Origin of the sequence: Bacillus sp. FSL K6-6038 (assembly GCF_038050455.1) — a bacterium.
GTDB classification, from domain to species: domain Bacteria; phylum Bacillota; class Bacilli; order Bacillales; family Bacillaceae_G; genus Bacillus_A; species Bacillus_A pseudomycoides.
In genome coordinates this window covers 1,301,997-1,320,794 of the sequence record NZ_JBBOUH010000001.1, presented here as the reverse complement: position 1 = coordinate 1,320,794, position 18,798 = coordinate 1,301,997, and the positions used below count along the sequence as shown (strand labels likewise).

At 37.8% G+C, this 18,798-nt stretch carries 16 protein-coding genes, 1 pseudogene and 2 other annotated features; of the genes and pseudogenes, 3 read left to right on the top strand and 14 right to left on the bottom strand.

Annotated features, from left to right (window positions below):
* Window positions 1-125: 125 nt before the first annotated feature.
* From NSQ40_RS29420 to NSQ40_RS06645, 4 genes and pseudogenes are all read right to left on the bottom strand, one after another.
* Window positions 126-1,995: pseudogene (locus tag NSQ40_RS29420) on the bottom strand (GMC family oxidoreductase).
* 129 nt (window positions 1,996-2,124) lie between these two features.
* Window positions 2,125-2,637 carry a hypothetical protein gene (locus NSQ40_RS06655; RefSeq protein ID WP_003203207.1) on the bottom strand — a complete coding sequence of 171 codons (513 nt, stop codon included), beginning with the start codon at window positions 2,635-2,637 and terminating at the stop codon, window positions 2,125-2,127.
* A gap of 504 nt (window positions 2,638-3,141) precedes the next feature.
* The gene (locus tag NSQ40_RS06650) at window positions 3,142-3,825 is read right to left on the bottom strand and encodes a YukJ family protein (protein ID WP_258248196.1); all 684 of its coding nucleotides are present in this window, start codon (window positions 3,823-3,825) and stop codon (window positions 3,142-3,144) included.
* 88 nt (window positions 3,826-3,913) lie between these two features.
* Window positions 3,914-5,410, bottom strand: a complete 1,497-nt coding sequence (locus tag NSQ40_RS06645) for an L-lactate permease (protein WP_258248195.1) — start codon at window positions 5,408-5,410, stop codon at window positions 3,914-3,916.
* Window positions 5,411-5,570: 160 nt separating this feature from the next.
* Here NSQ40_RS06645 and NSQ40_RS06640 point away from each other — a divergent pair, with 160 nt between their 5' ends.
* A complete protein-coding gene (locus NSQ40_RS06640) occupies window positions 5,571-6,134 on the top strand; it encodes a DUF4240 domain-containing protein (RefSeq protein ID WP_033798129.1) in 564 nt (187 codons plus the stop codon).
* A gap of 178 nt (window positions 6,135-6,312) precedes the next feature.
* On the opposite strand, the gene scfB is transcribed toward NSQ40_RS06640, so the two are convergent.
* From scfB to trpE, 9 genes are all read right to left on the bottom strand, one after another.
* Window positions 6,313-7,719: a thioether cross-link-forming SCIFF peptide maturase gene (gene scfB / locus NSQ40_RS06635; protein ID WP_033798130.1), complete on the bottom strand. Its 1,407-nt coding sequence runs from the start codon at window positions 7,717-7,719 to the stop codon at window positions 6,313-6,315.
* Between the two features lie 127 nt (window positions 7,720-7,846).
* Complete coding sequence (scfA, locus tag NSQ40_RS06630) at window positions 7,847-7,996, bottom strand: six-cysteine ranthipeptide SCIFF (RefSeq protein ID WP_016113838.1); 150 nt, start codon at window positions 7,994-7,996, stop codon at window positions 7,847-7,849.
* A 308-nt stretch (window positions 7,997-8,304) separates the two neighbouring features.
* The gene (gene trpA, locus NSQ40_RS06625; protein WP_003206234.1) at window positions 8,305-9,066 is read right to left on the bottom strand and encodes a tryptophan synthase subunit alpha; all 762 of its coding nucleotides are present in this window, start codon (window positions 9,064-9,066) and stop codon (window positions 8,305-8,307) included.
* 3 nt (window positions 9,067-9,069) lie between these two features.
* A complete protein-coding gene (gene trpB / locus NSQ40_RS06620; protein ID WP_033798131.1) occupies window positions 9,070-10,263 on the bottom strand; it encodes a tryptophan synthase subunit beta in 1,194 nt (397 codons plus the stop codon).
* 2 nt (window positions 10,264-10,265) lie between these two features.
* Window positions 10,266-10,874, bottom strand: coding sequence for a phosphoribosylanthranilate isomerase (locus NSQ40_RS06615; RefSeq protein ID WP_041488304.1), 609 nt, complete (start codon window positions 10,872-10,874; stop codon window positions 10,266-10,268).
* Window positions 10,871-11,632 carry an indole-3-glycerol phosphate synthase TrpC gene (trpC, locus tag NSQ40_RS06610; protein ID WP_003195975.1) on the bottom strand — a complete coding sequence of 254 codons (762 nt, stop codon included), beginning with the start codon at window positions 11,630-11,632 and terminating at the stop codon, window positions 10,871-10,873. Before trpC ends, NSQ40_RS06615 begins: the two co-directional genes overlap by 4 nt.
* The gene (gene trpD, locus NSQ40_RS06605; protein ID WP_033795966.1) at window positions 11,633-12,658 is read right to left on the bottom strand and encodes an anthranilate phosphoribosyltransferase; all 1,026 of its coding nucleotides are present in this window, start codon (window positions 12,656-12,658) and stop codon (window positions 11,633-11,635) included.
* The gene (locus NSQ40_RS06600) at window positions 12,655-13,242 is read right to left on the bottom strand and encodes an aminodeoxychorismate/anthranilate synthase component II (RefSeq protein ID WP_098101371.1); all 588 of its coding nucleotides are present in this window, start codon (window positions 13,240-13,242) and stop codon (window positions 12,655-12,657) included. Before NSQ40_RS06600 ends, trpD begins: the two co-directional genes overlap by 4 nt.
* The gene (gene trpE, locus NSQ40_RS06595; RefSeq protein WP_003195972.1) at window positions 13,239-14,657 is read right to left on the bottom strand and encodes an anthranilate synthase component I; all 1,419 of its coding nucleotides are present in this window, start codon (window positions 14,655-14,657) and stop codon (window positions 13,239-13,241) included. The genes NSQ40_RS06600 and trpE overlap by 4 nt, the downstream gene beginning before the upstream one ends.
* 52 nt (window positions 14,658-14,709) lie before the next feature.
* Window positions 14,710-14,953: a binding site (T-box leader), on the bottom strand.
* A gap of 49 nt (window positions 14,954-15,002) precedes the next feature.
* Window positions 15,003-15,241, bottom strand: a binding site (T-box leader).
* A gap of 305 nt (window positions 15,242-15,546) precedes the next feature.
* Here trpE and putP point away from each other — a divergent pair.
* On the top strand, window positions 15,547-17,013 hold the full coding sequence (putP, locus tag NSQ40_RS06590) for a sodium/proline symporter PutP (RefSeq protein WP_018764053.1): 1,467 nt from the start codon (window positions 15,547-15,549) through the stop codon (window positions 17,011-17,013).
* 177 nt (window positions 17,014-17,190) lie between these two features.
* Entirely contained in the window at window positions 17,191-17,580 is a 390-nt protein-coding gene (locus NSQ40_RS06585) for an Ig-like domain-containing protein (protein WP_041488302.1), read from the top strand.
* Window positions 17,581-17,623: 43 nt separating this feature from the next.
* On the opposite strand, the gene NSQ40_RS06580 is transcribed toward NSQ40_RS06585, so the two are convergent.
* Window positions 17,624-18,742 carry a glycosyltransferase family 1 protein gene (locus NSQ40_RS06580; protein WP_341286078.1) on the bottom strand — a complete coding sequence of 373 codons (1,119 nt, stop codon included), beginning with the start codon at window positions 18,740-18,742 and terminating at the stop codon, window positions 17,624-17,626.
* Window positions 18,743-18,798: the final 56 nt, after the last annotated feature.

Sequence of the window (18,798 nt, the reverse complement as noted above, 5' to 3'; positions counted from 1 at the left end):
GTGATGTACTTTTTTATTTGATAAGACCTCTAAATGACCTCATGTACGACAACAAATATTTCTAACCTATTTTCTCATTGAGGTTTGATAGTCTCTTAGCGTATAAAAACGTTAAAATATGAGTGCTATCCTTTATAATCCTCAAATTCTTTATCATCTAATACGTAAGGATGAGGGTCCTCCCGAATAAATCGTACCGCATTTAAACCAATCATCTGAGCAGGGATGGAAGTGTTACCATCTGGTAAAATTGGTGAAATGGAAAGATCAGCAACTTTAAGATTTTGGGTGCCAAAAACATTGAGGAATCCATCCACTACCCCTTCTTGAATCATCCGCCCCATTTTACATTGCCCTCCAAAGTGAAAGAAGTTCGAATAAGACGCATGGACATAATTCTCAAGTTGCTTTCGTTTGTCTGATTCAGGTAAATTAAAAATATATTCTGGAGGATAGACAACCTCATGTATGCCACTATTTGGTGTTACTTGAGCCTGCTTAACAATATTGTAAGTGTTTATATATTGATCCACCAGATATTCTATATCATCACGATTTTGCAACGGATTGAAGATAACTGATGGAGGAGCTTCAGGATCGCTATGTGCTGCCATAATCGTACCCCTGCTTTTCGGGTTAAGATCTAAAATACCGAAACTCATGATATTGGTACCACTGGAGATATCAAAATTCCAACCATTTCTGAGCACATCTTGAATAGGGAGAAATAAAGATACGGGCGCTCCAAACATTTGGAGACGACGACCTTCAAGGCTCTCTGGATTTTCTGCTTTAAAAGCACCTAGGGCAATTGGCTGATCAGGATCAGCCAATTGCCCTAGGTGCTAGTTGGGATGTGTCTACCCTAACTCCCAATCCAACATAAGCTTGAGTTTGAAGATTGTAACCTACATTTTGACTCTCTATCAATGTTGGTATACCTGCTTTAGCCAAATCGTCCGATTTACCGATTCCTGAGCGTTGTAGAATGACTGAGGAAAAAAATCCTGCAGAGACGATAATGCCTTTTCTTGCAAACCTTCTATGTGAAACACCGTCCTTGACAAATTCAACACCAACCGCAATGTTCAGTCCATCTTTTTTCTTAAATAAGATTTTGTTAACGGTTGTTTTAGCTAAAATAACCAACTTTCTTCCACCAACTCCAAACTCATCTGGATGGAACTGGTCTCCTTGACTGACTGTATGGTCATTTAAATATCCTGTTGCTGTTGATGAACGGACAAATTGACCATCTTTTTCCTGTTGGGTATATTGCGATTTGTAAAATGTACAATCTCTTACACCTGTATTATAGTCCTCAACAATATCGATAACCAAAACCTGTGCAGTTGCGTTAGTCAACGTTTCAATCAGCCCATGAGGAGGAATAAGTTGTTGTCTAACAAAAATAGGACCTTCAGCTCCCCTCTCGTTAGAGCTTTGTGTCGCTCCTGTATAGGTTTCATTTTGTATAAATAAAGAACGAATCTTGTTGTAACTCCATTGGTCACCAACAATCTCTGCCCACTTGTCATAAAGTTCTTTACTCCCGCGCACTGCATACATGTCATTAATTTCTGAGCTTCCCCCAATTACCCGACCATTTTGTGAAAGAAGTGGACGTCTAATGCTTTGCTCTATATTAGAAGTAATATTAAATGTAAATTTATTATCACTGGCTAAATTAATTGCTTTTTCAATGGAACCACTGCTTAGCTCATTCGTCATATTCGTTCCTGCTTCAAGTACTAGTACAGAAGTACTATTGTCATCTGTTAATTCTTTGGCGATTACCCCTCCGGCAGTTCCAGCACCAATCACGATATAATCAGATATGTTAGGATTTGTTGGTTTTATAGGTTCTGAAATCGGAACAGGAAATACACAAGGATTGAAGAAACTACTATTTTTTGATGGCATAGATATGATCGGTTGTGACATCGAAACAGGAAATGCGCAAGGATTGAAGAAGTTTCTATTTTTTGATGACATGAATAATCAAGCTCCTTTTTTTGGCATTTAGTATATTAAATGTAAAAAGAGCCAGTTTTCTTGTGTCATTGTCTTTACTTTTCCAAAAATCATAGATTTATCGTTAGTTAAGAAAATAAACTTGTTTTATTATATTGGAGAAGGAAACCTAGCTGCTTCGAAGTGCATGAAGTGTACTGTATTTTCAAGTGGTTCGGGAACAGTATTACCATCCGTAGTAGCTTGAGCAATGACCTGCACTCTATCTCCTTTAGATAAATTTAGGATGGCGGAAACACTCACCAGATTAACAATCAGCAATTCTTCACCCAAAAAATCGTTGTCAGCAACTCTAAGATTTCCGTTTACTACGATGAATATCCTCACACTATAACTTATGACATCTTCAGGGAGAAATCCAATACTTGCTATAACTGAATATACTCCATCCTGTTTGGGAATAAAAGTCGATGTGCTCGGGTCATATTCATTGTTTAAATCAAATACTTCACTCGGATATTCAATTTGGGTCAGATCAGCAGGACCCACGCTTTGTTCGATTGTTTCATTGATAGCTCTAAACGCTGATTGTGGTACAACAGATCCTGGAATTGGGAGGGGAAATGCGCAAGGATTGAAGAAATTTCTATTTTTTGATGACATGAATAATCAAGCTCCTTTATTGTATTTAATACATTAAATGTAAAACGAGCTAGTTTTCTTGTGCCATTGTCTTTACTTGTCCCCAAAAAAGCATAAATGTATGCCCTATTCATGTGAAGTTAACATAGCACATCATTATACGTAATAAACAAAGAGGGTTACTCCTTTATTCATCAAGGAGTAACCCTTTTTCTCTTTTGAAAGCTTTATGCCAGCATGTATACATACTTATTTTATTAAGTATGCTTTCTCAGAATTGTCCTTAATTCCCATATAAAAACAGCATATCTGCTATTTAGTCTAATATTTTAATACAACCTATTATCTATTCGTAACATATAATAGTGAATCTAAATTTTTATTTTATGAGATATGGTGAAAATAGACGGCAAAATATGATTGTATCAATAAAGTTCAGTCTAATACACTTTATAACTGAAACATCATAAGCTTTATTTGCCACAAAATTAAAACAGCTAGTTCGAGATGAACTAGCTGTTTTAATTAATTTTTGCTCTTATAGTTGCAATGCTCCACCGGAATCCGCGCATGTCCCTCTTCGTCTGTACACCAAGACTGCGACTGAAATGCGAGGAAAATGCCAACCCATTGCTGCTTTTTCTCAAAATGGATGAATAGGCCACCATCTTGCCATGTGCCATCATCCCCTTGCCACTTCTCCACATTTCCTTGATTCATATGAATATCATGTATCCCATTACCAGGTTTAAAATGAAAATATCGATCAGGTGTATCATTTTCTGGACCCCATCGTTCTCCAAATGCATAAATAATTGCCTTTTCCTCTATCGCTCGTTTTATATAGTGTTCTATTTTTTCATTTAAATCGTTGTCAGCTCCCGATTTTTCTGGCGGCAAAGGAATCATCTGTTTTGATTCAAATAAATTTCCCCGCACATAATCTAAAGCCACCTTTGGTTCATTATTTTTCACTTCTGTAAAACCAAAAGGTAATGTCGGTAAAATCGTAATAGCTTCTGATTTAATATTTTCACTTGCAAAATATAATACTTCTGATGGATAGCTCTGCGATTTCACATTAATTGCAATCCGGTAATCTACTCCCGATTCATCTTGCAAATGAACTTGATAATGAGGTGTTTTCCCTTTTCCACTCATAGATTGTAGTGCGATACCTTTTAAAACGCCGTAGTTTTTTAAGGGCATGGGATCATCTCCTCTTCATGTAATAGAAACACTTGTTCTTTTATAAATTATCCACTAACAAACGAAAATCCTCCTAAAGCAGAAGATTTTATTGCCATACATACCAACCTGCAACTTCCACCACCACAATTAACACCGCTCCAAAAATCATAAGCGTTGTCTTTTTTAGTAGTTCATTCTCTCGAAACGGGATATTACATAGATAGGCCCCAAGCGTAATCCGTGACGGACAAGCAATTGTCGCTACGGATGATGCTGTATTTTGCAAAGTCGTAACATATTGCCACGGAAGTCCTACATTCTGCGCCGTTTGCATTTGTAGTTTAATAAACATCGCATTTGATCCTGCGTTACTTCCCGTTAAAAAACCACCAATTGCACCGATGAACGGGGCAACGAAGACAAATAACATTCCAAATGTTTGCCCTGCTGCGTCCGCTAACAATGTATGCATACCAGCTGCACCCATTAATTCTGAAATGGCAATAAACATTGTCGTTGTAATCGAAAACGGAATCCATTGTTTGATCGTTTGCGATAAAGATTGTTTTATAATAGTGGAAGGTATACGGAAGAACATAATGGTAAATAAACATGTAACCCCAAGCCAAAATCCAGGTGAATATAGTAACGCTAGTTTGTAAGAGTACGCTGGTAAATCAACGACAGCATAAGATTGCAGCATATTATGTAACGACGGAATGAGACGAGAAAGTAAAATACAAACTGTTAAAAATAAATAAGGGCTTATAATTTTCACGATAGAAACTTCTCGCTGCGTCGTGGCAGCATGCTCCGATAAAAACGCCTTCCCTTGCCTCGCTGTCATTTTAATGATAAGAAAACCAAATGTAATCGTTACGATGGAACTTAAAATCCCGGCTAGTTCAACGCTTACGTATGCATTAGACAGATAGATTGATATAGAAAATAAGAAAAAAAAACCGAACCCTTCCTTCCATTTTCCCTTCACCGCTTGCCAACCACCAACTACATACAAAGAAAGGTAAACAAAGTACGCAAAAAAAGGAATACTGAGTAATGCTGTACTAGATCCTAAGTTCACTAATGGCATGCTGATGAGCTGCGATCCAATAATCGTTCCCGTTGCCATCGCTCCCCAGGAACTCGCCAATAAACCGATAAACGATAATAAAACTGCTTGGAACGGTTTATAACCAAGCGAAAGAAAAATAGGAGCTGCCACCATAAAACCAATTCCAAACCCGCTCACTGATTCGATAAGTGGACAAATTCCAAAGCACATTAAGAGCATTTGTAATAATCGATCATGTGTAACTTGTTCGATAAAACGTGCAACTTGATCGATATACCCCATTTTGTTCATGAGGTGAAATAAAAGAATACCAAAAAACAGAACATACCCTACAATAAAACAAATTAACCCACCCTTAATTGTTGCATGCATAACCTCTCCCATTTGCAGTCGAAACATTGGTGTTAGTAAAACGATTCCAGTACATACAACATAAGAAATCAGCGAGGCTTTCAGCGATGTTTGTTTAAAAATAAATAAACAAATGAAAATCATCATAATTGGAATAAGGGCTAACAATACAGCCATACCATCATCTCGTTTCTTATAAGATACAATTGTAACTATTATATAATAGATGTCAGAATATTCAATTCGTTTTATACAGTTTTTCACTATTCTTTATCAAGTGAATTATTGAAAAAATGCTACACTACAAGAAAATTACGTTTTAAAAGGAGCGATAACGATGAACAAAGAACAATTTTGGCAGCTTATTTCAGAAATGAATACAAAAGACGAAACGAGTGAATGGCTAGTGGAACAATTAGCTACAAAGTCTGCGAGCGAAATTACAGACTTTGAAATTCATTTCCAAACCGCTCTCAAAGAATCTTATACATCTTCTCTATGGGCAGCTGCGTATATTATTTTTGACGGATGTTCTGATGATTTATTTGATTATTTTAGAGGGTGGCTCATCGCATGTGGACAAGAAATGTTTGAAGCCGCTATGCAAAATCCTGAAAATCTAGCAAACTTAATTCCTGCTTATTATGAAGAGGAAGAAATTATTCCTGAATGTGAAGAAATACTATCTGTTGCCCTTGAAGCTTTTTCTTTACAAGAAACGGGAGATACAGAATGTGACGACAATATTTGGGATACATTTGATTCCTTATTAGATGAAAAGGGACATGATTCATCTATGCCTGAAATTGAGTTCGATTGGGAAGAAGACGATGAAGAAGGATTAGCAAAACGTTTTCCAACACTTTGGGAACGTTTTGGTGAAAATCCTTTATTATATTAACTGAATAAATTCAAAATACTCGTATATGAAATGGTATAATTTACATAATGAATTCCATTTTATAAAGTGAAACTTTAATCAGTGGGGGTTTTTTGTCTAAAAGAAAAAGAAGATTTTCAAAGAGGCTGAGCATAAATCAAATTTTGACTTATCTCTCAGCCTTATACTATCTTTATGCTTATTGTGCCACGGCTTGTTTGTTTTTTTTCATAGTTCTCATGGATTCGGCTACTTTAACCATCATGGAACATTCTACTCTCTTACGGAAGATGTCACAGCTAAAATCGTAGATTCCATTGATGGAGCCGGTTGCGTGCAGCGCGTTAGCAGGGCAACCGCCACTGCAGTAAAGTTTTGCCCAGCAGTCCTGACATTCTGGCTTCGAATAGCAGTTGCTCTCTTTAAATTGACATTGCATCTCTTGTTTTGTAATCCCATCCCAGATGTTTCCCATACTGTATTCTTTATCCCCGATGAACTGGTGGCAAGGAAAAATCTCGCCCCATGGTGTGACAGCGAAATATTCGGTTCCTGAGCCGCAGCCAGAAATTCTCTTTTGGATGCAAGGGCCTTCTGAGAGGTCAAGCATGTAATGGTAGAAAGTGAATCCATTACCTTCTTCCTCACGCTTTAGCATTTCCTTGGCGAGAATTTCGTACTGGTTATAAATATCTGGAAGGTCCTTTTCGGTGAGTGCATATGGTTCCCGTGGATTACAGATGACCGGTTCCATCGAGAGCTTGTCAAAACCAAGATCTGCGATATGAAAAATGTCATTGGTGAAGTCAACGTTGTTATGAGTATAGGTTCCACGCACATAGTATTCTTTATCTCCACGGCTTTTGACGAATTCTTGGAACTTCGGAACGATATAATCATAGCTCCCCTTTCCAGTTACCGTTTTACGAAGGTGATCGTGGACTTCTTTTCTTCCATCAAGACTCAATACGACATTGTACATTTCTTTATTCAAAAAATCAGTGATTTCATCGTTTAGTAACATGCCATTTGTAGTAAAGGTGAAGCGAAACGTTTTTTTGTACTCTTTTTCTTTACTTCTTGCGTAAGCGACAATCTGTTTTACAACTTTCCAGGCCATGAGCGGCTCTCCCCCGAAGAAATCGATGTCGAGGTTTCGGTGATGACCGGAGTTTTCCAATAGGTAATCGATAGCTCTTTTGCCAACCTCATAACTCATAATCGCTCTGCTTCCATTGTATTTTCCTTGGCTGGCGAAGCAGTATTCGCATGATAAGTTACATGTATGTGCAACATTGAGGCAGAGGGCCTTTACATAAGTTTGGCGGTTTCTTAAATCAATTGAGAGACTCTTATATTCATCCTCAGTAAAGAGTTCCCCATCATTTTTTAGCTCTTCGATATCTGCAATGGTTTCTCGAATGTCCTTCTCAGAGATATCGGAATCATATACGTATTTTTCTAGCATCATTGTTATGATTTCTTCTGCAGCAGTAGTCTCATAAAGCGCGATGATTTCATAAGCGAGGTCGTCGACAACATGTACTGATCCACTGTAGGTATCGAGTACGATGTTGTATCCGTTTAATTTATATTGATGAATCATATTTAATAATCAAACTCCTTTTATCTATAAAGTAAAACTTCCGTTAATGGGGCTTTTACTTCTTGTTCATGCGGGATAAAAATGGCCGCCCATCTGGGAAGCAGTTGGGCGGTACGTTTCTCATTTTCTATCTGTTCATTATGTTTTCACATTTTTGATTTGCAACTCCGCAAGATGTCTTGCAAGCTGATTGGCAAGATGTTTGACATGCACCACAACCACCATGTTTTACTGTATCTGTCAGTTTACGGGTACTTAGTGTTACGATTCTTTTCATGACGTATAACTCCTTTTAAAAATATTTTTAAGAAACAAACTCAATATTTGTGAATGTTTTCACATTTAAAACTACAATTTGTGAAATATTTCACATTAATTCCAGTAATAATTTTAACAACACCTTTGGTTTACGTCAATCATTCTTGATATTTTCATGTCAGTTGGGGAATCAACTGACCGTAAAAGCCAATTCGCTCAACTAATAATTAGTGGGAGATGAAGAATCTCCCACTAATGTGCAAGGTCTTAATGGCTTGAAACTTGCTCATATAATATAGAGGCCCCTTAACAGGTAGCCTCTTCTTCTTATTTCACTGCAGCAATCAGTTCACAAATTTCCTCTTCTTTTTCTGTTTCTAAAAGCTCAATTACCTTACTTCCCACAACCACTCCATCACATAACGTAATCATTTCCTCAATTTGCTCAGTCGTTGAGATTCCAAATCCAGCAACTACTGGAAGATGTACATGTGCTTTTACTTTTTCTAAGTAGCTATGAATTTCTTGCTTAAAGTCACGTCTAACCCCAGTGACCCCCGCTACCGTTACCGCATAAACAAACCCTTGTGACTCCCTCGTAATCTTTTCAATTCGTTCGATTGGACTCGTTACTGTTACAAGCGGAATAAGTGCGATATGCGCATCACGAAGGTGCGGTGCGATAATATCTTGTTCTTCATATGGCAAGTCTGGAACAATAATTCCATCTACACCAGCTTCAAGACAACTTCCGATAAAACGTTCTTTACCAAATGCTAAAATAGGATTCAAGTATGTCATAAGTACGAATGGAATATTTACTTCTTGTCTGACTTCCGCTAGTGCCTGAAAGATTCCTCCGAGCGTTGTTCCACTATCTAATGCTCGTTTTCCTGCCCTTTGAATTGTTGGTCCATCTGCAACTGGATCAGAAAATGGGATCCCAATTTCAACGATGCTCGCCCCTGCTTCATCTAGAAAACGAATTTGCTCTTTTAACTTCTCTAGACCTCCATCTCCTCCCATTACATAAGGAATAAATGCTTTTTTTCCATTTTGAAACGCTGCTGTAATTCTTTCTACTCCCATCGTTTACACCTCTTCCATATAACGTTTTATACTTTCAACATCTTTATCACCGCGGCCCGATAAACAAATGACAAGTCCTTCATCTTGCTTCATTGTAGGCGCAAGTTTTAATGCATACGCCACTGCGTGTGAACTTTCTAATGCCGGGATAATTCCTTCTTTTTTCGTTAGTAACTGGAATGCAGCTAGCGCTTCGTCATCTGTAATTGAGTTGTAAGAGACACGGCCAATATCTTTTAGCAGACTATGTTCTGGCCCAACTCCAGGATAATCGAGCCCTGCTGAAATGGAGTGCGCCTCTTGAATTTGCCCTTCTTCATTTTGAAGGAGATACATCATCGAACCATGAAGGACGCCAACGCTTCCTTTTGTTAATGTTGCTGCGTGCTTCTCTGTATGAACGCCTTTACCTGCTGCTTCTACGCCGTAAAGAGCAACTTCTTTATCATGTACAAACGGATAAAACATTCCCATTGCATTACTTCCACCGCCGATACAAGCAACAACTGCTTCTGGTAATTTTCCTTCTAGCGCTTCATATTGTTTCTTCGTTTCTTTCCCGATTACACTTTGGAAATCACGTACAATTTGCGGGAATGGATGCGGTCCAAGAACAGATCCCATAATATAGTGCGTATCGTGCACATGTGCAACCCAGTAACGAAGCGCCTCGTTTACTGCATCTTTTAATGTTCCACTACCTGCTGCGACACTTTCCACTTTCGCTCCTAATAGTTCCATTCTGAAGACGTTTAACTTTTGACGTTTTACATCCTCTTCTCCCATAAAAATGACGCACTCTAAACCGAGTAAGGCGCATACCGTCGCCGTTGCAACCCCGTGCTGTCCAGCTCCTGTTTCAGCTACAACCTTTTTCTTACCCATTCTCACTGCAAGAAGCGCTTGCCCAATTGTATTGTTAATTTTATGAGCTCCTGTATGATTTAAATCTTCACGCTTTAAATAAATCTTTGCCCCTCCGCAATACTTTGTCAGATTCTCCGCAAAATAAAGCGGTGTTTCTCTTCCGACGTACGTTTGTAAATAATGCTCTAATTCTTGTTGAAATGCTTCATCTTGCATCGCTTCTTTATACGCTTCTTCTAATTCTAAAACAGATTGCATAAGTGTTTCTGGAACGTAACGTCCTCCGTATATACCGTAGTGACCTTTTTCATCTGGATATGCATATTGCATGTTTAACACTCCTTCGCTTTTCTAATAAATTGTTTTATTTTTTCGCTATCTTTCTTTCCATCCGTTTCTACTCCGCTGCTGACATCTACCATATATGGCTTAACAGTTTCAATTGCTTCTTTAATGTTTTCAATGTGTAATCCACCAGCTAAAATACACTTTTTACGAATTTCATTTGGCATATCATCTAGCAACTTCCATGAAAATATTTTGCCATTTCCACCATGAAACTTTTCTTTCGGGCTATCAAATAAGAGAAAATCAGCTTCATAGTCTGGTGATTGCTCTATATCTTCGCTCGAATGTACACCAACCGCCTTTATAGACGGAATATTCAATCTTCTGATATGATGATTTCCTTCATCTCCATGCAGTTGTACATGTGTTAAACCGCAATCATTTACAATTTTCTGAATGACCTCTACCGATTCATTTACAAAAACACCAACTTTCATTACATCAGCTGGAAGCTCATCAATAATCTGTTTTGCTCTTTCAGGTGTAATTTCCCTTTTGCTTTTCGCAAATACAAATCCAATAGCATCTGCGCCGTATTCACACGCTTTCTTTGCTGTTTCTACATCGGTAATGCCGCAAATCTTTACTTTCACGTTGTCACCTTCAGTGATTGAAAGAAGTCTCCTACAGAAGGTGCAGTCATCAGCGCTTCCCCAACAAGAATTCCTTTTGCACCTGCCTGCTTCACACGTACGATATCTTCTTCCGTATGAATACCACTCTCACTAATCCAAAGCATATTTTCTTCATTCAATCGTTTCCCTAGATTTTCTGTCGTACTCAAATCCACTTCAAATGTTTTCAAATTCCGATTGTTTATTCCAATCACATGAGGATTTAATGCTAGTGCTACCTCTAATTCTGTCTCATTGTGAACTTCTACAATTGCCTCTAATCCTACTTTTTGCACGTATGCATATAACTCTCGTAGTTTTTCTTCTGATAGTGCAGCAACGATAAGTAAAATGAGATCCGCTCCAGCTTCATATGCCCGATCAATTTGAATTGTATCGATAATAAAATCTTTACATAGAAGCGGAATATTACTATTTGCTCGTGCTGTTTCTAAATCGTGAAAAGATCCTTTAAAAAATTGACCGTCCGTTAAAACAGAAACTGCTCCGGCGCCACACTCTTCATACATTTTTACTTGCTTTGGTACATCTACATGTAAATGAATATCACCTTTAGATGGAGAAGCTCGCTTCACTTCAGCAATGACTGTGAAGTTTTGCAGTGCTTCTACAAGAGAGTGTGACTTCCGTTGTTTCTTCACCGGCGTATATGTTTTATACAACGCTTCTACCTCTTTTTTCTTCTGCTGAACAATCTTTTCTAAAATGGTTTCCATTTAATTCACCCTCTCTAATCTTTTATTACTTGCACTAATTAATAGATTCAATTTCGATAACGCTTTTCCAGAATCAATACTTTGAGCTGCAATATGAATGCCTTCTTCAATTGTCCCTGCTTTTCCATTTGCAAAAAGTGCAAGACCTGCATTGAGTAGAACCGTATCACGGTATACACTCTTTTCCCCCTCTAGTACTTGCAGTGTAATATTCGCATTTTCTTTTACATTTCCACCTCGGATTTCTTCATTGCTCACACGAGAAAACCCATATTCTTCTGGAATAATACTCTCTTCTATAATTTTGTTATCCTTTAAAATCACTACATGATTTTCCCCTTGCAGAGATGCTTCATCTAAAAATCCGCTCCCATTTACAACAAGCGCTTGTTTTCTACCAAGCTTTTGCAATACCTCTGCTACCGGCATTAGCATATCTCGTTTGTATATACCAACAAACTGCGTTTCTAAATCAATCGGATTTGTAAGAGGACCAATCAGATTAAAAATGGTCGGTACATTTAGCTCTTTTCTTATTTTCATAATGCGTTTAAGTGCTGGATGCATCGCTGGTGCAAACAGAAATGCGATACCAACCTTTTCTAATAAGTAGTCAATTTCTCTTGGCGTACATGCAATATTGACACCAAGTTCTTCTAATAAATCCGCACTCCCTGTTTTACTAGAAACCGCGCGATTCCCATGTTTCGCCACCTTCACACCAGCCCCGGCAAGTACGAAAGCAGATGTTGTACTAATGTTGAATGTTTGTGCACCATCTCCGCCCGTCCCGCAATTATCCATTACTCCTTTTATATGACTTGCAAATGGTAATGCCTTTTCCCGAAGAGCTCGAACGAGGCCATATATTTCATCGGCTGTTTCACCCTTTGCCTTTAACAATGCTAAAAAAGCAGCAATTTCACTTTCTAATATATCTTCACTTAAGAGTGCAAGGCCTGCTTCATACATTTCCTGTTCCGTTAAATTCTGTCCTTCTACTAATTTTCGAAGATAACTGTTCATACTTGCTCCTCCTCTTTCACATTGGATAAAAATGCACGTATTAATTTTCCGCCCTCTTCTGTCGCAATTGACTCTGGATGAAACTGAAGTCCAAAGAGTGGATAATAGTTATGGCGAACTGCCATGATTTCCCCATCATCCATCGCTGTTGCTAATACATCAAAACATTTTGGAATCGTATGCTTCGCCGCTACGAGTGAATGGTAGCGCATCGCAGTTAACGGTTGCGCGACGTATGAAAATATCGATGTGCCATTATGCTTTACACGTGATGTTTTCCCATGTTTTATATGCTCTGCTCTTACAATTCCCCCGCCAAATGCTGAAACAATCGCTTGGTGTCCAAGGCAAATGCCAAGGATCGGAATTTGTTTATAAAAATGTTGAATCACCTGGGTGCAAATCCCTGCATCCTCTGGTTTTCCTGGTCCTGGTGAAAGAATAATTGCTTTTGGTTTCATTTCTTCGAGTTCTTGAATCGTCACTTTATCATTTCGCAGTACAACAATCTCTTCCTCATATGCCCCTAACAATTGATACAAGTTATAAGTGAATGAATCATAGTTATCGATGAGTACAATCATTTCATTACCTCCAAAAGCGCCTTTGCTTTATTTAATGTCTCTTCATATTCAGCAATTGGATCTGAATCATAGACAATACCTGCTCCCGCCTGCACATATGCTTTCTGGTCCTTTACAACCATTGTGCGAATCGCAAGCGCCATATCAAGGTTTCCAGAAAAAGCTATATATCCTACCGCTCCGGCATATACATTTCTTTTTTCCGTTTCTAATCCATTTATAATTTCCATCGCTCTAATTTTCGGTGCTCCAGATACAGTACCAGCCGGCAAACAATACGCTAATGCGTCAAAACAATCCATTTGTTTTCGCAATGTTCCGTAAACTTCAGATACAATATGCATGACATGTGAGTACTTCTCTACTTTCATATACTTATCTAGCGCAACAGAACCAATTTCGCTCACCCGTCCGATATCATTTCGTCCTAAATCTACAAGCATCATATGTTCTGCACGCTCTTTCTCATTTGCTAACAATTCTTTCGCGATCTCTTCATCCTCCGTTTTTGTTTTTCCGCGTGGTCTTGTTCCTGCAATCGGATTCGTCATCACCTTATCATCTCGTACGGAAAGTAAGCTTTCTGGTGAAGAACCAAGTACAACATAATCTTGAAAATCAATATAAAACATATACGGTGATGGATTTGCAATTCGAAGTTTTCGATATAATGCAAATGAATCGCCTATAAATTCACTTTGCAATCGCTGAGATAGTACAACTTGAAAAATATCACCATTTCGAATGTATTCTTTTGCTTTCTCCACCATTTCGCAAAACTTTTCTTCTGTTGTAGAAGAAGTAAAGGATAGAGAAGGCTGTATTTCTTTCACTTGTTCTTCTTCTCCATGTAAGACATCTTGTTTATATGCCTGCAATCTCTCGTGAACTTCTTCAAAAGAGTCCGTATCCTCTTCCCTGCATACATATACAAACGATAGTTTTTGGCGTAAATGGTCGTATACAATAAATTCTCGGTACAGTAATACATGAACTTCTGGAATATCGACCGGATCAAACAGTTCTTCTCCAATATCTTCATACTGCCGAATCACATCATAGCCAATATATCCAACTGCTCCTCCGCAAAATGGAAATGGGCTTTCTACCTCCGACGGCGCAAGGGTCTTTTGCAATACTTGTAATACATTTTCTTCTATTTGCTTAGTCCTACCATTTATCGTAATCTCTACCGCCGCACCGCTACTTTTTATTTCTCCGTATGGATCACATCCTAAATAAGAATACCGTCCTTTATCTTGATGAAGCTGTGAGCTTTCAAGTAAAAATTTTTTCTCACCTTTCATTTGGCGATATAAAGCAATCGGCGTCACACTGTCTCCTTCTTCTTCATCAATTACTAAAAATGTCTTTCCCTGCTCCTGTTGCACGTTAAATTGTTCTTTCGTTATCATAACTGTCACCTCACTATTTAAAATAAAAAAAGTCCCCTACATATCGAAATATGTAGAGGACGATAAATTTACCGTGGTACCACCTCGTTTGGATGCATAAGCATCCCACTTTATTCAGGTACAAATATATACCCTATCCTTGTAACGGCGGAACCCGGGTTGCCTACTTATTCAAGTCTGTTCAGCATACCTCTCGTAAGCCCATTCCGCATATGGCACCGCACCGGGCTCCCACCTATCCCCGGCTCTCTGGAACGTCTCCAATATACGTACTCTTCTTACTTAAACGATTTAGTTTATTCAGTTCATTTATTTTTATACACAAAAAGGGAGTACTCATCCTATAGAAAGGACGGGTACTCCCGTGGTGCCACCTTAATTCGTTACAAATGTAACGCACTTTGCCGTATCAAAAGTTAATACGTGTCTCTTGTATCGATGAGATCATGTCGCCAAAGCCTACTTCTTTCGGTTCGGTTTGGAAGCTCCGAAGGCCATTCCATATTAATTCCATACTGATTCGCACCAACCATCAGCTCTCTGACATGTTCATAATACGTACTCTTCTTCATCAACGCTTGCATTTTTTTAAGTTGCATTCATTATATTCTCTCCTTTTCCGAAAAGTCAATGCTTTTCAAAAAAAATATTTTTTTCTTCATTCAATATTATATTGACAAAACAACCTGTTTCTATGTAAATATAATAAATACTCTATTAAAATTAAGGTTTTTTGTCAGAAGATTATATATTCTAAAAATAAAACAATGTCAAAAAACGCTTACATTTCAGAAAATTCGTATTTGTATATGGATTTTCCGGAATAATCATGATAGATTATAAATATGCAAAATTCATCAAAAGATATCACAAAAGGAAGGGGAACTACATGAGTACGCAGATGTTAATTTTAACTTCTATCTCTATTTACATGCTCGGGATGCTAGTCATTGGCTATTTTGCCTATAAACAAACATCCAACTTAACAGATTATATGCTTGGCGGGCGTACACTAGGCCCCGCAGTAACAGCATTAAGTGCGGGAGCAGCTGATATGAGTGGCTGGCTGTTAATGGGATTACCCGGTGCAATGTTTAGCGTTGGATTAAGTAGTAGCTGGATTGCGATTGGCCTAACACTTGGCGCATACGCAAACTGGATCTATGTCGCTCCTCGCTTACGTACCTACTCAGAAATTGCAAACAATTCTATTACGATTCCAGAATTTTTAGAGCATCGTTTCCATGATGCATCTCATATGCTACGTCTTGTTTCTGGACTTGTTATTATGATCTTTTTCACATTTTATGTAGCTTCAGGATTCGTCTCAGGTGCTGTATTATTCGAAAATTCATTTGGCTTAAATTATCATGTTGGACTACTTATTGTTGGAAGCGTTGTTGTAGCTTACACATTATTCGGCGGCTTCTTAGCTGTAAGTTGGACAGACTTCGTTCAAGGAATCATCATGGTGGTTGCTCTTATCCTTGTTCCGGTCGTAACAATTATGAATGTAAACGGCCTTGGACCAGCATTTGATACAATTAAATCTATTGACCCAGCGCTATTAGATATTTTTAAAGGAACATCCGTATTAGGTATTATTTCATTATTTGCCTGGGGTCTTGGTTATGCTGGACAACCTCATATTATCGTACGCTTTATGGCCATCTCTTCTGTAAAAGAAATTAAAAGCGCACGCCGAATTGGTATGAGCTGGATGATTTTCTCTGTAGTAGGAGCTATGTTTACTGGTCTTATCGGTATCGCTTACTATTCAAAAGCGGGATTAAAGCTCTCTGACCCAGAAACAATTTTCGTTGAACTAGGTAACATTTTATTCCATCCATTAATTACTGGATTTTTATTAGCAGCTATTTTAGCGGCTATTATGAGTACAATCTCTTCTCAGCTTCTTGTTACATCAAGTGCAGTAACGGAAGATATATATCGAACATTCTTTAAACGTTCTGCATCTGATCGTGAGCTTGTATTTGTTGGTCGTATGGCCGTTCTTGTTATCGCACTTATTGGTTGTGGATTAGCATTTAAACAAAACGACACAATCCTAGCGCTTGTTGGCTATGCTTGGGCTGGATTTGGTTCTTCATTTGGTCCTGTCGTTTTACTAAGCTTATACTGGAAACGTATGACAAAATGGGGCGCGTTAGCTGGAATGATCGCTGGTGCTGCAACTGTTATCACGTGGACACAATTTAAGTTTTTAAAAGATTTCCTATATGAAATGATTCCAGGTTTCACAGCAAGTTTACTTGCAATTATCATCATTAGTTTATTAACAAAACCTTCAAAAGAAGTTGAAAAGCAGTTCGAGGAATTTGAGAAAACTGCATAATATTTTTTAAAAAAGGAACCTCCGCTTTCATCATAAAAGCGGAGGTTCCTTTTTTTATTCATTGTTCGACAATTCTCTCCTTGAAATTAACAATTTCTTTATATTTCGTTAAATCTACCATAACACTACTTCGTTATAGTATGAGTATCAACACTTATACAGAAAGGAGACTTTAGAATAATGGCATCACTACAACACCAAAATTCAAAAAAACTATCACTTATTACAAATTCTTCTTGTCCAAACATACAGTCAAAACCTCAAATTTCACTCGCTCCTTCTGTTGTATCTGTAATTGGTGTGCATATACAAAAAAATAAATTAAAAATAAAAGTAGGGCAAAGCGCTGAATTATCTGCTTCTGTTCTCCCAGTTCAAGCAACAAATCAAGGGCTTATATGGACAAATATGAATCCTGACGTCATAACAGTCTATGCAGATGATGACAAAGCAATCATAACTGGAAGAAACCCTGGACGAGCAGTCATGATTGTAACAACTGCTGAAGGGAAATTTCGAGATTTATGTGTTGTTCATGTTCAGCCTTATATAACAAATCCGAATTGAACTCGCCCCCACTTTATTAAAGTGGGGGCGAGTTCAATTTTATTTAGTCTTGTGATTTAAAATAATCATGTGCCTTCTCTGCTAACATTTTACGTTCCTCTGGCTTTTGGAGATACTCTAGAACTGTCTCCGTAATCTTTTCATGGGGGACAAAAACAATTCCCGGCCACTCTACTTCATCTTCAGGGCTACTAGATTCAGAAATAATAAATTTATGATTCGCGACAGCGTGAGAAACTCTCGGTGTTTCAAGAATACCAGTTAAGTAGTAGTGTATGTTTAAAATAATTTTGGATCTTACTATAAGTTCATTTCTGAGAATTCCCCATACATTGCTTTTAAAAATAATATTTAAATCTGGTGCAAGCTTTTTTAACTGATCAAAAACTGCTTGACGGCGTCCATTCATAGCACCGATAAACAATACATCAATATCTTCAGAGATAGGCTTTATAAAAGTATCTGTTTTAATTTTTAAAGTAGGAGCATAATTCATTTTGACACGTTTCACTTCTTTTCCTAATTCTTTCTTTTTCAACCAAGCAATATTTTGAGGACTGTAATCCCACACTATCCTGTTTTTTAATATATTACGATAAATAATATTATCATACGGACACCCATCATATAGCTGCTCTAAATTATAAATAATCGCATCTTCTGGAATCTCACCAGGGGTACGGACATATGAATGTGCACCAAAAACTATTGTATCACTCGTGTTTGTTAATAGTGTTTCTGATATAATTACCGTTTTCCCCTGCTGTTCTAACTTCCACTTTAAAGCTCTGGCAACATCTATAAAACTCCCATACGTATATGGCCATATGTAAAGACAATAGTCATAATAACTGTTGAAATACTCTTCAAATGCTTTTACATTATTTTGGTAAAGAACTACTTCAGGATGCTCAGCTAGAAGCTTATCAGCATAATTTTTTCCAATCTTGTATAATCCCGCATAGTACGCTGATACACATCGTTTCAGCTCAACAATTTCTCTTTGACTCGGTGACAACTCCATTTCAAGAAGAATACCTGCAATCAAAAAGGCTTTCAAATGATCTCGATCATAATAATATTCTAATGCAGGTAATAGTTCATTGGGTGTATTACCATGTACTGAGGCTCCTAGTTCAACAGCCCATCTAATTAATTCCATTTTCTTTCCACTCTCCCCTCTGGGAAAAATTAAGTAAAGTTTCCATTTTTTACATA

Coding starts and splice junctions, on each gene's coding strand:
- NSQ40_RS06655 (WP_003203207.1), bottom strand. CDS start 2,637: ATGTCATCAAAAAATAGAAATTTCTTCAATCCTTGCGCATTTCCCCTC.
- NSQ40_RS06650 (WP_258248196.1), bottom strand. CDS start 3,825: ATGCCCTTAAAAAACTACGGCGTTTTAAAAGGTATCGCACTACAATCT.
- NSQ40_RS06645 (WP_258248195.1), bottom strand. CDS start 5,410: ATGGCTGTATTGTTAGCCCTTATTCCAATTATGATGATTTTCATTTGT.
- NSQ40_RS06640 (WP_033798129.1), top strand. CDS start 5,571: ATGAACAAAGAACAATTTTGGCAGCTTATTTCAGAAATGAATACAAAA.
- scfB (WP_033798130.1), bottom strand. CDS start 7,719: ATGATTCATCAATATAAATTAAACGGATACAACATCGTACTCGATACC.
- scfA (WP_016113838.1), bottom strand. CDS start 7,996: ATGAAAAGAATCGTAACACTAAGTACCCGTAAACTGACAGATACAGTA.
- trpA (WP_003206234.1), bottom strand. CDS start 9,066: ATGGGAGTAGAAAGAATTACAGCAGCGTTTCAAAATGGAAAAAAAGCA.
- trpB (WP_033798131.1), bottom strand. CDS start 10,263: ATGCAATATGCATATCCAGATGAAAAAGGTCACTACGGTATATACGGA.
- trpC (WP_003195975.1), bottom strand. CDS start 11,632: ATGGAAACCATTTTAGAAAAGATTGTTCAGCAGAAGAAAAAAGAGGTA.
- trpD (WP_033795966.1), bottom strand. CDS start 12,658: ATGAACAGTTATCTTCGAAAATTAGTAGAAGGACAGAATTTAACGGAA.
- NSQ40_RS06600 (WP_098101371.1), bottom strand. CDS start 13,242: ATGATTGTACTCATCGATAACTATGATTCATTCACTTATAACTTGTAT.
- trpE (WP_003195972.1), bottom strand. CDS start 14,657: ATGATAACGAAAGAACAATTTAACGTGCAACAGGAGCAGGGAAAGACA.
- putP (WP_018764053.1), top strand. CDS start 15,547: ATGAGTACGCAGATGTTAATTTTAACTTCTATCTCTATTTACATGCTC.
- NSQ40_RS06580 (WP_341286078.1), bottom strand. CDS start 18,742: ATGGAATTAATTAGATGGGCTGTTGAACTAGGAGCCTCAGTACATGGT.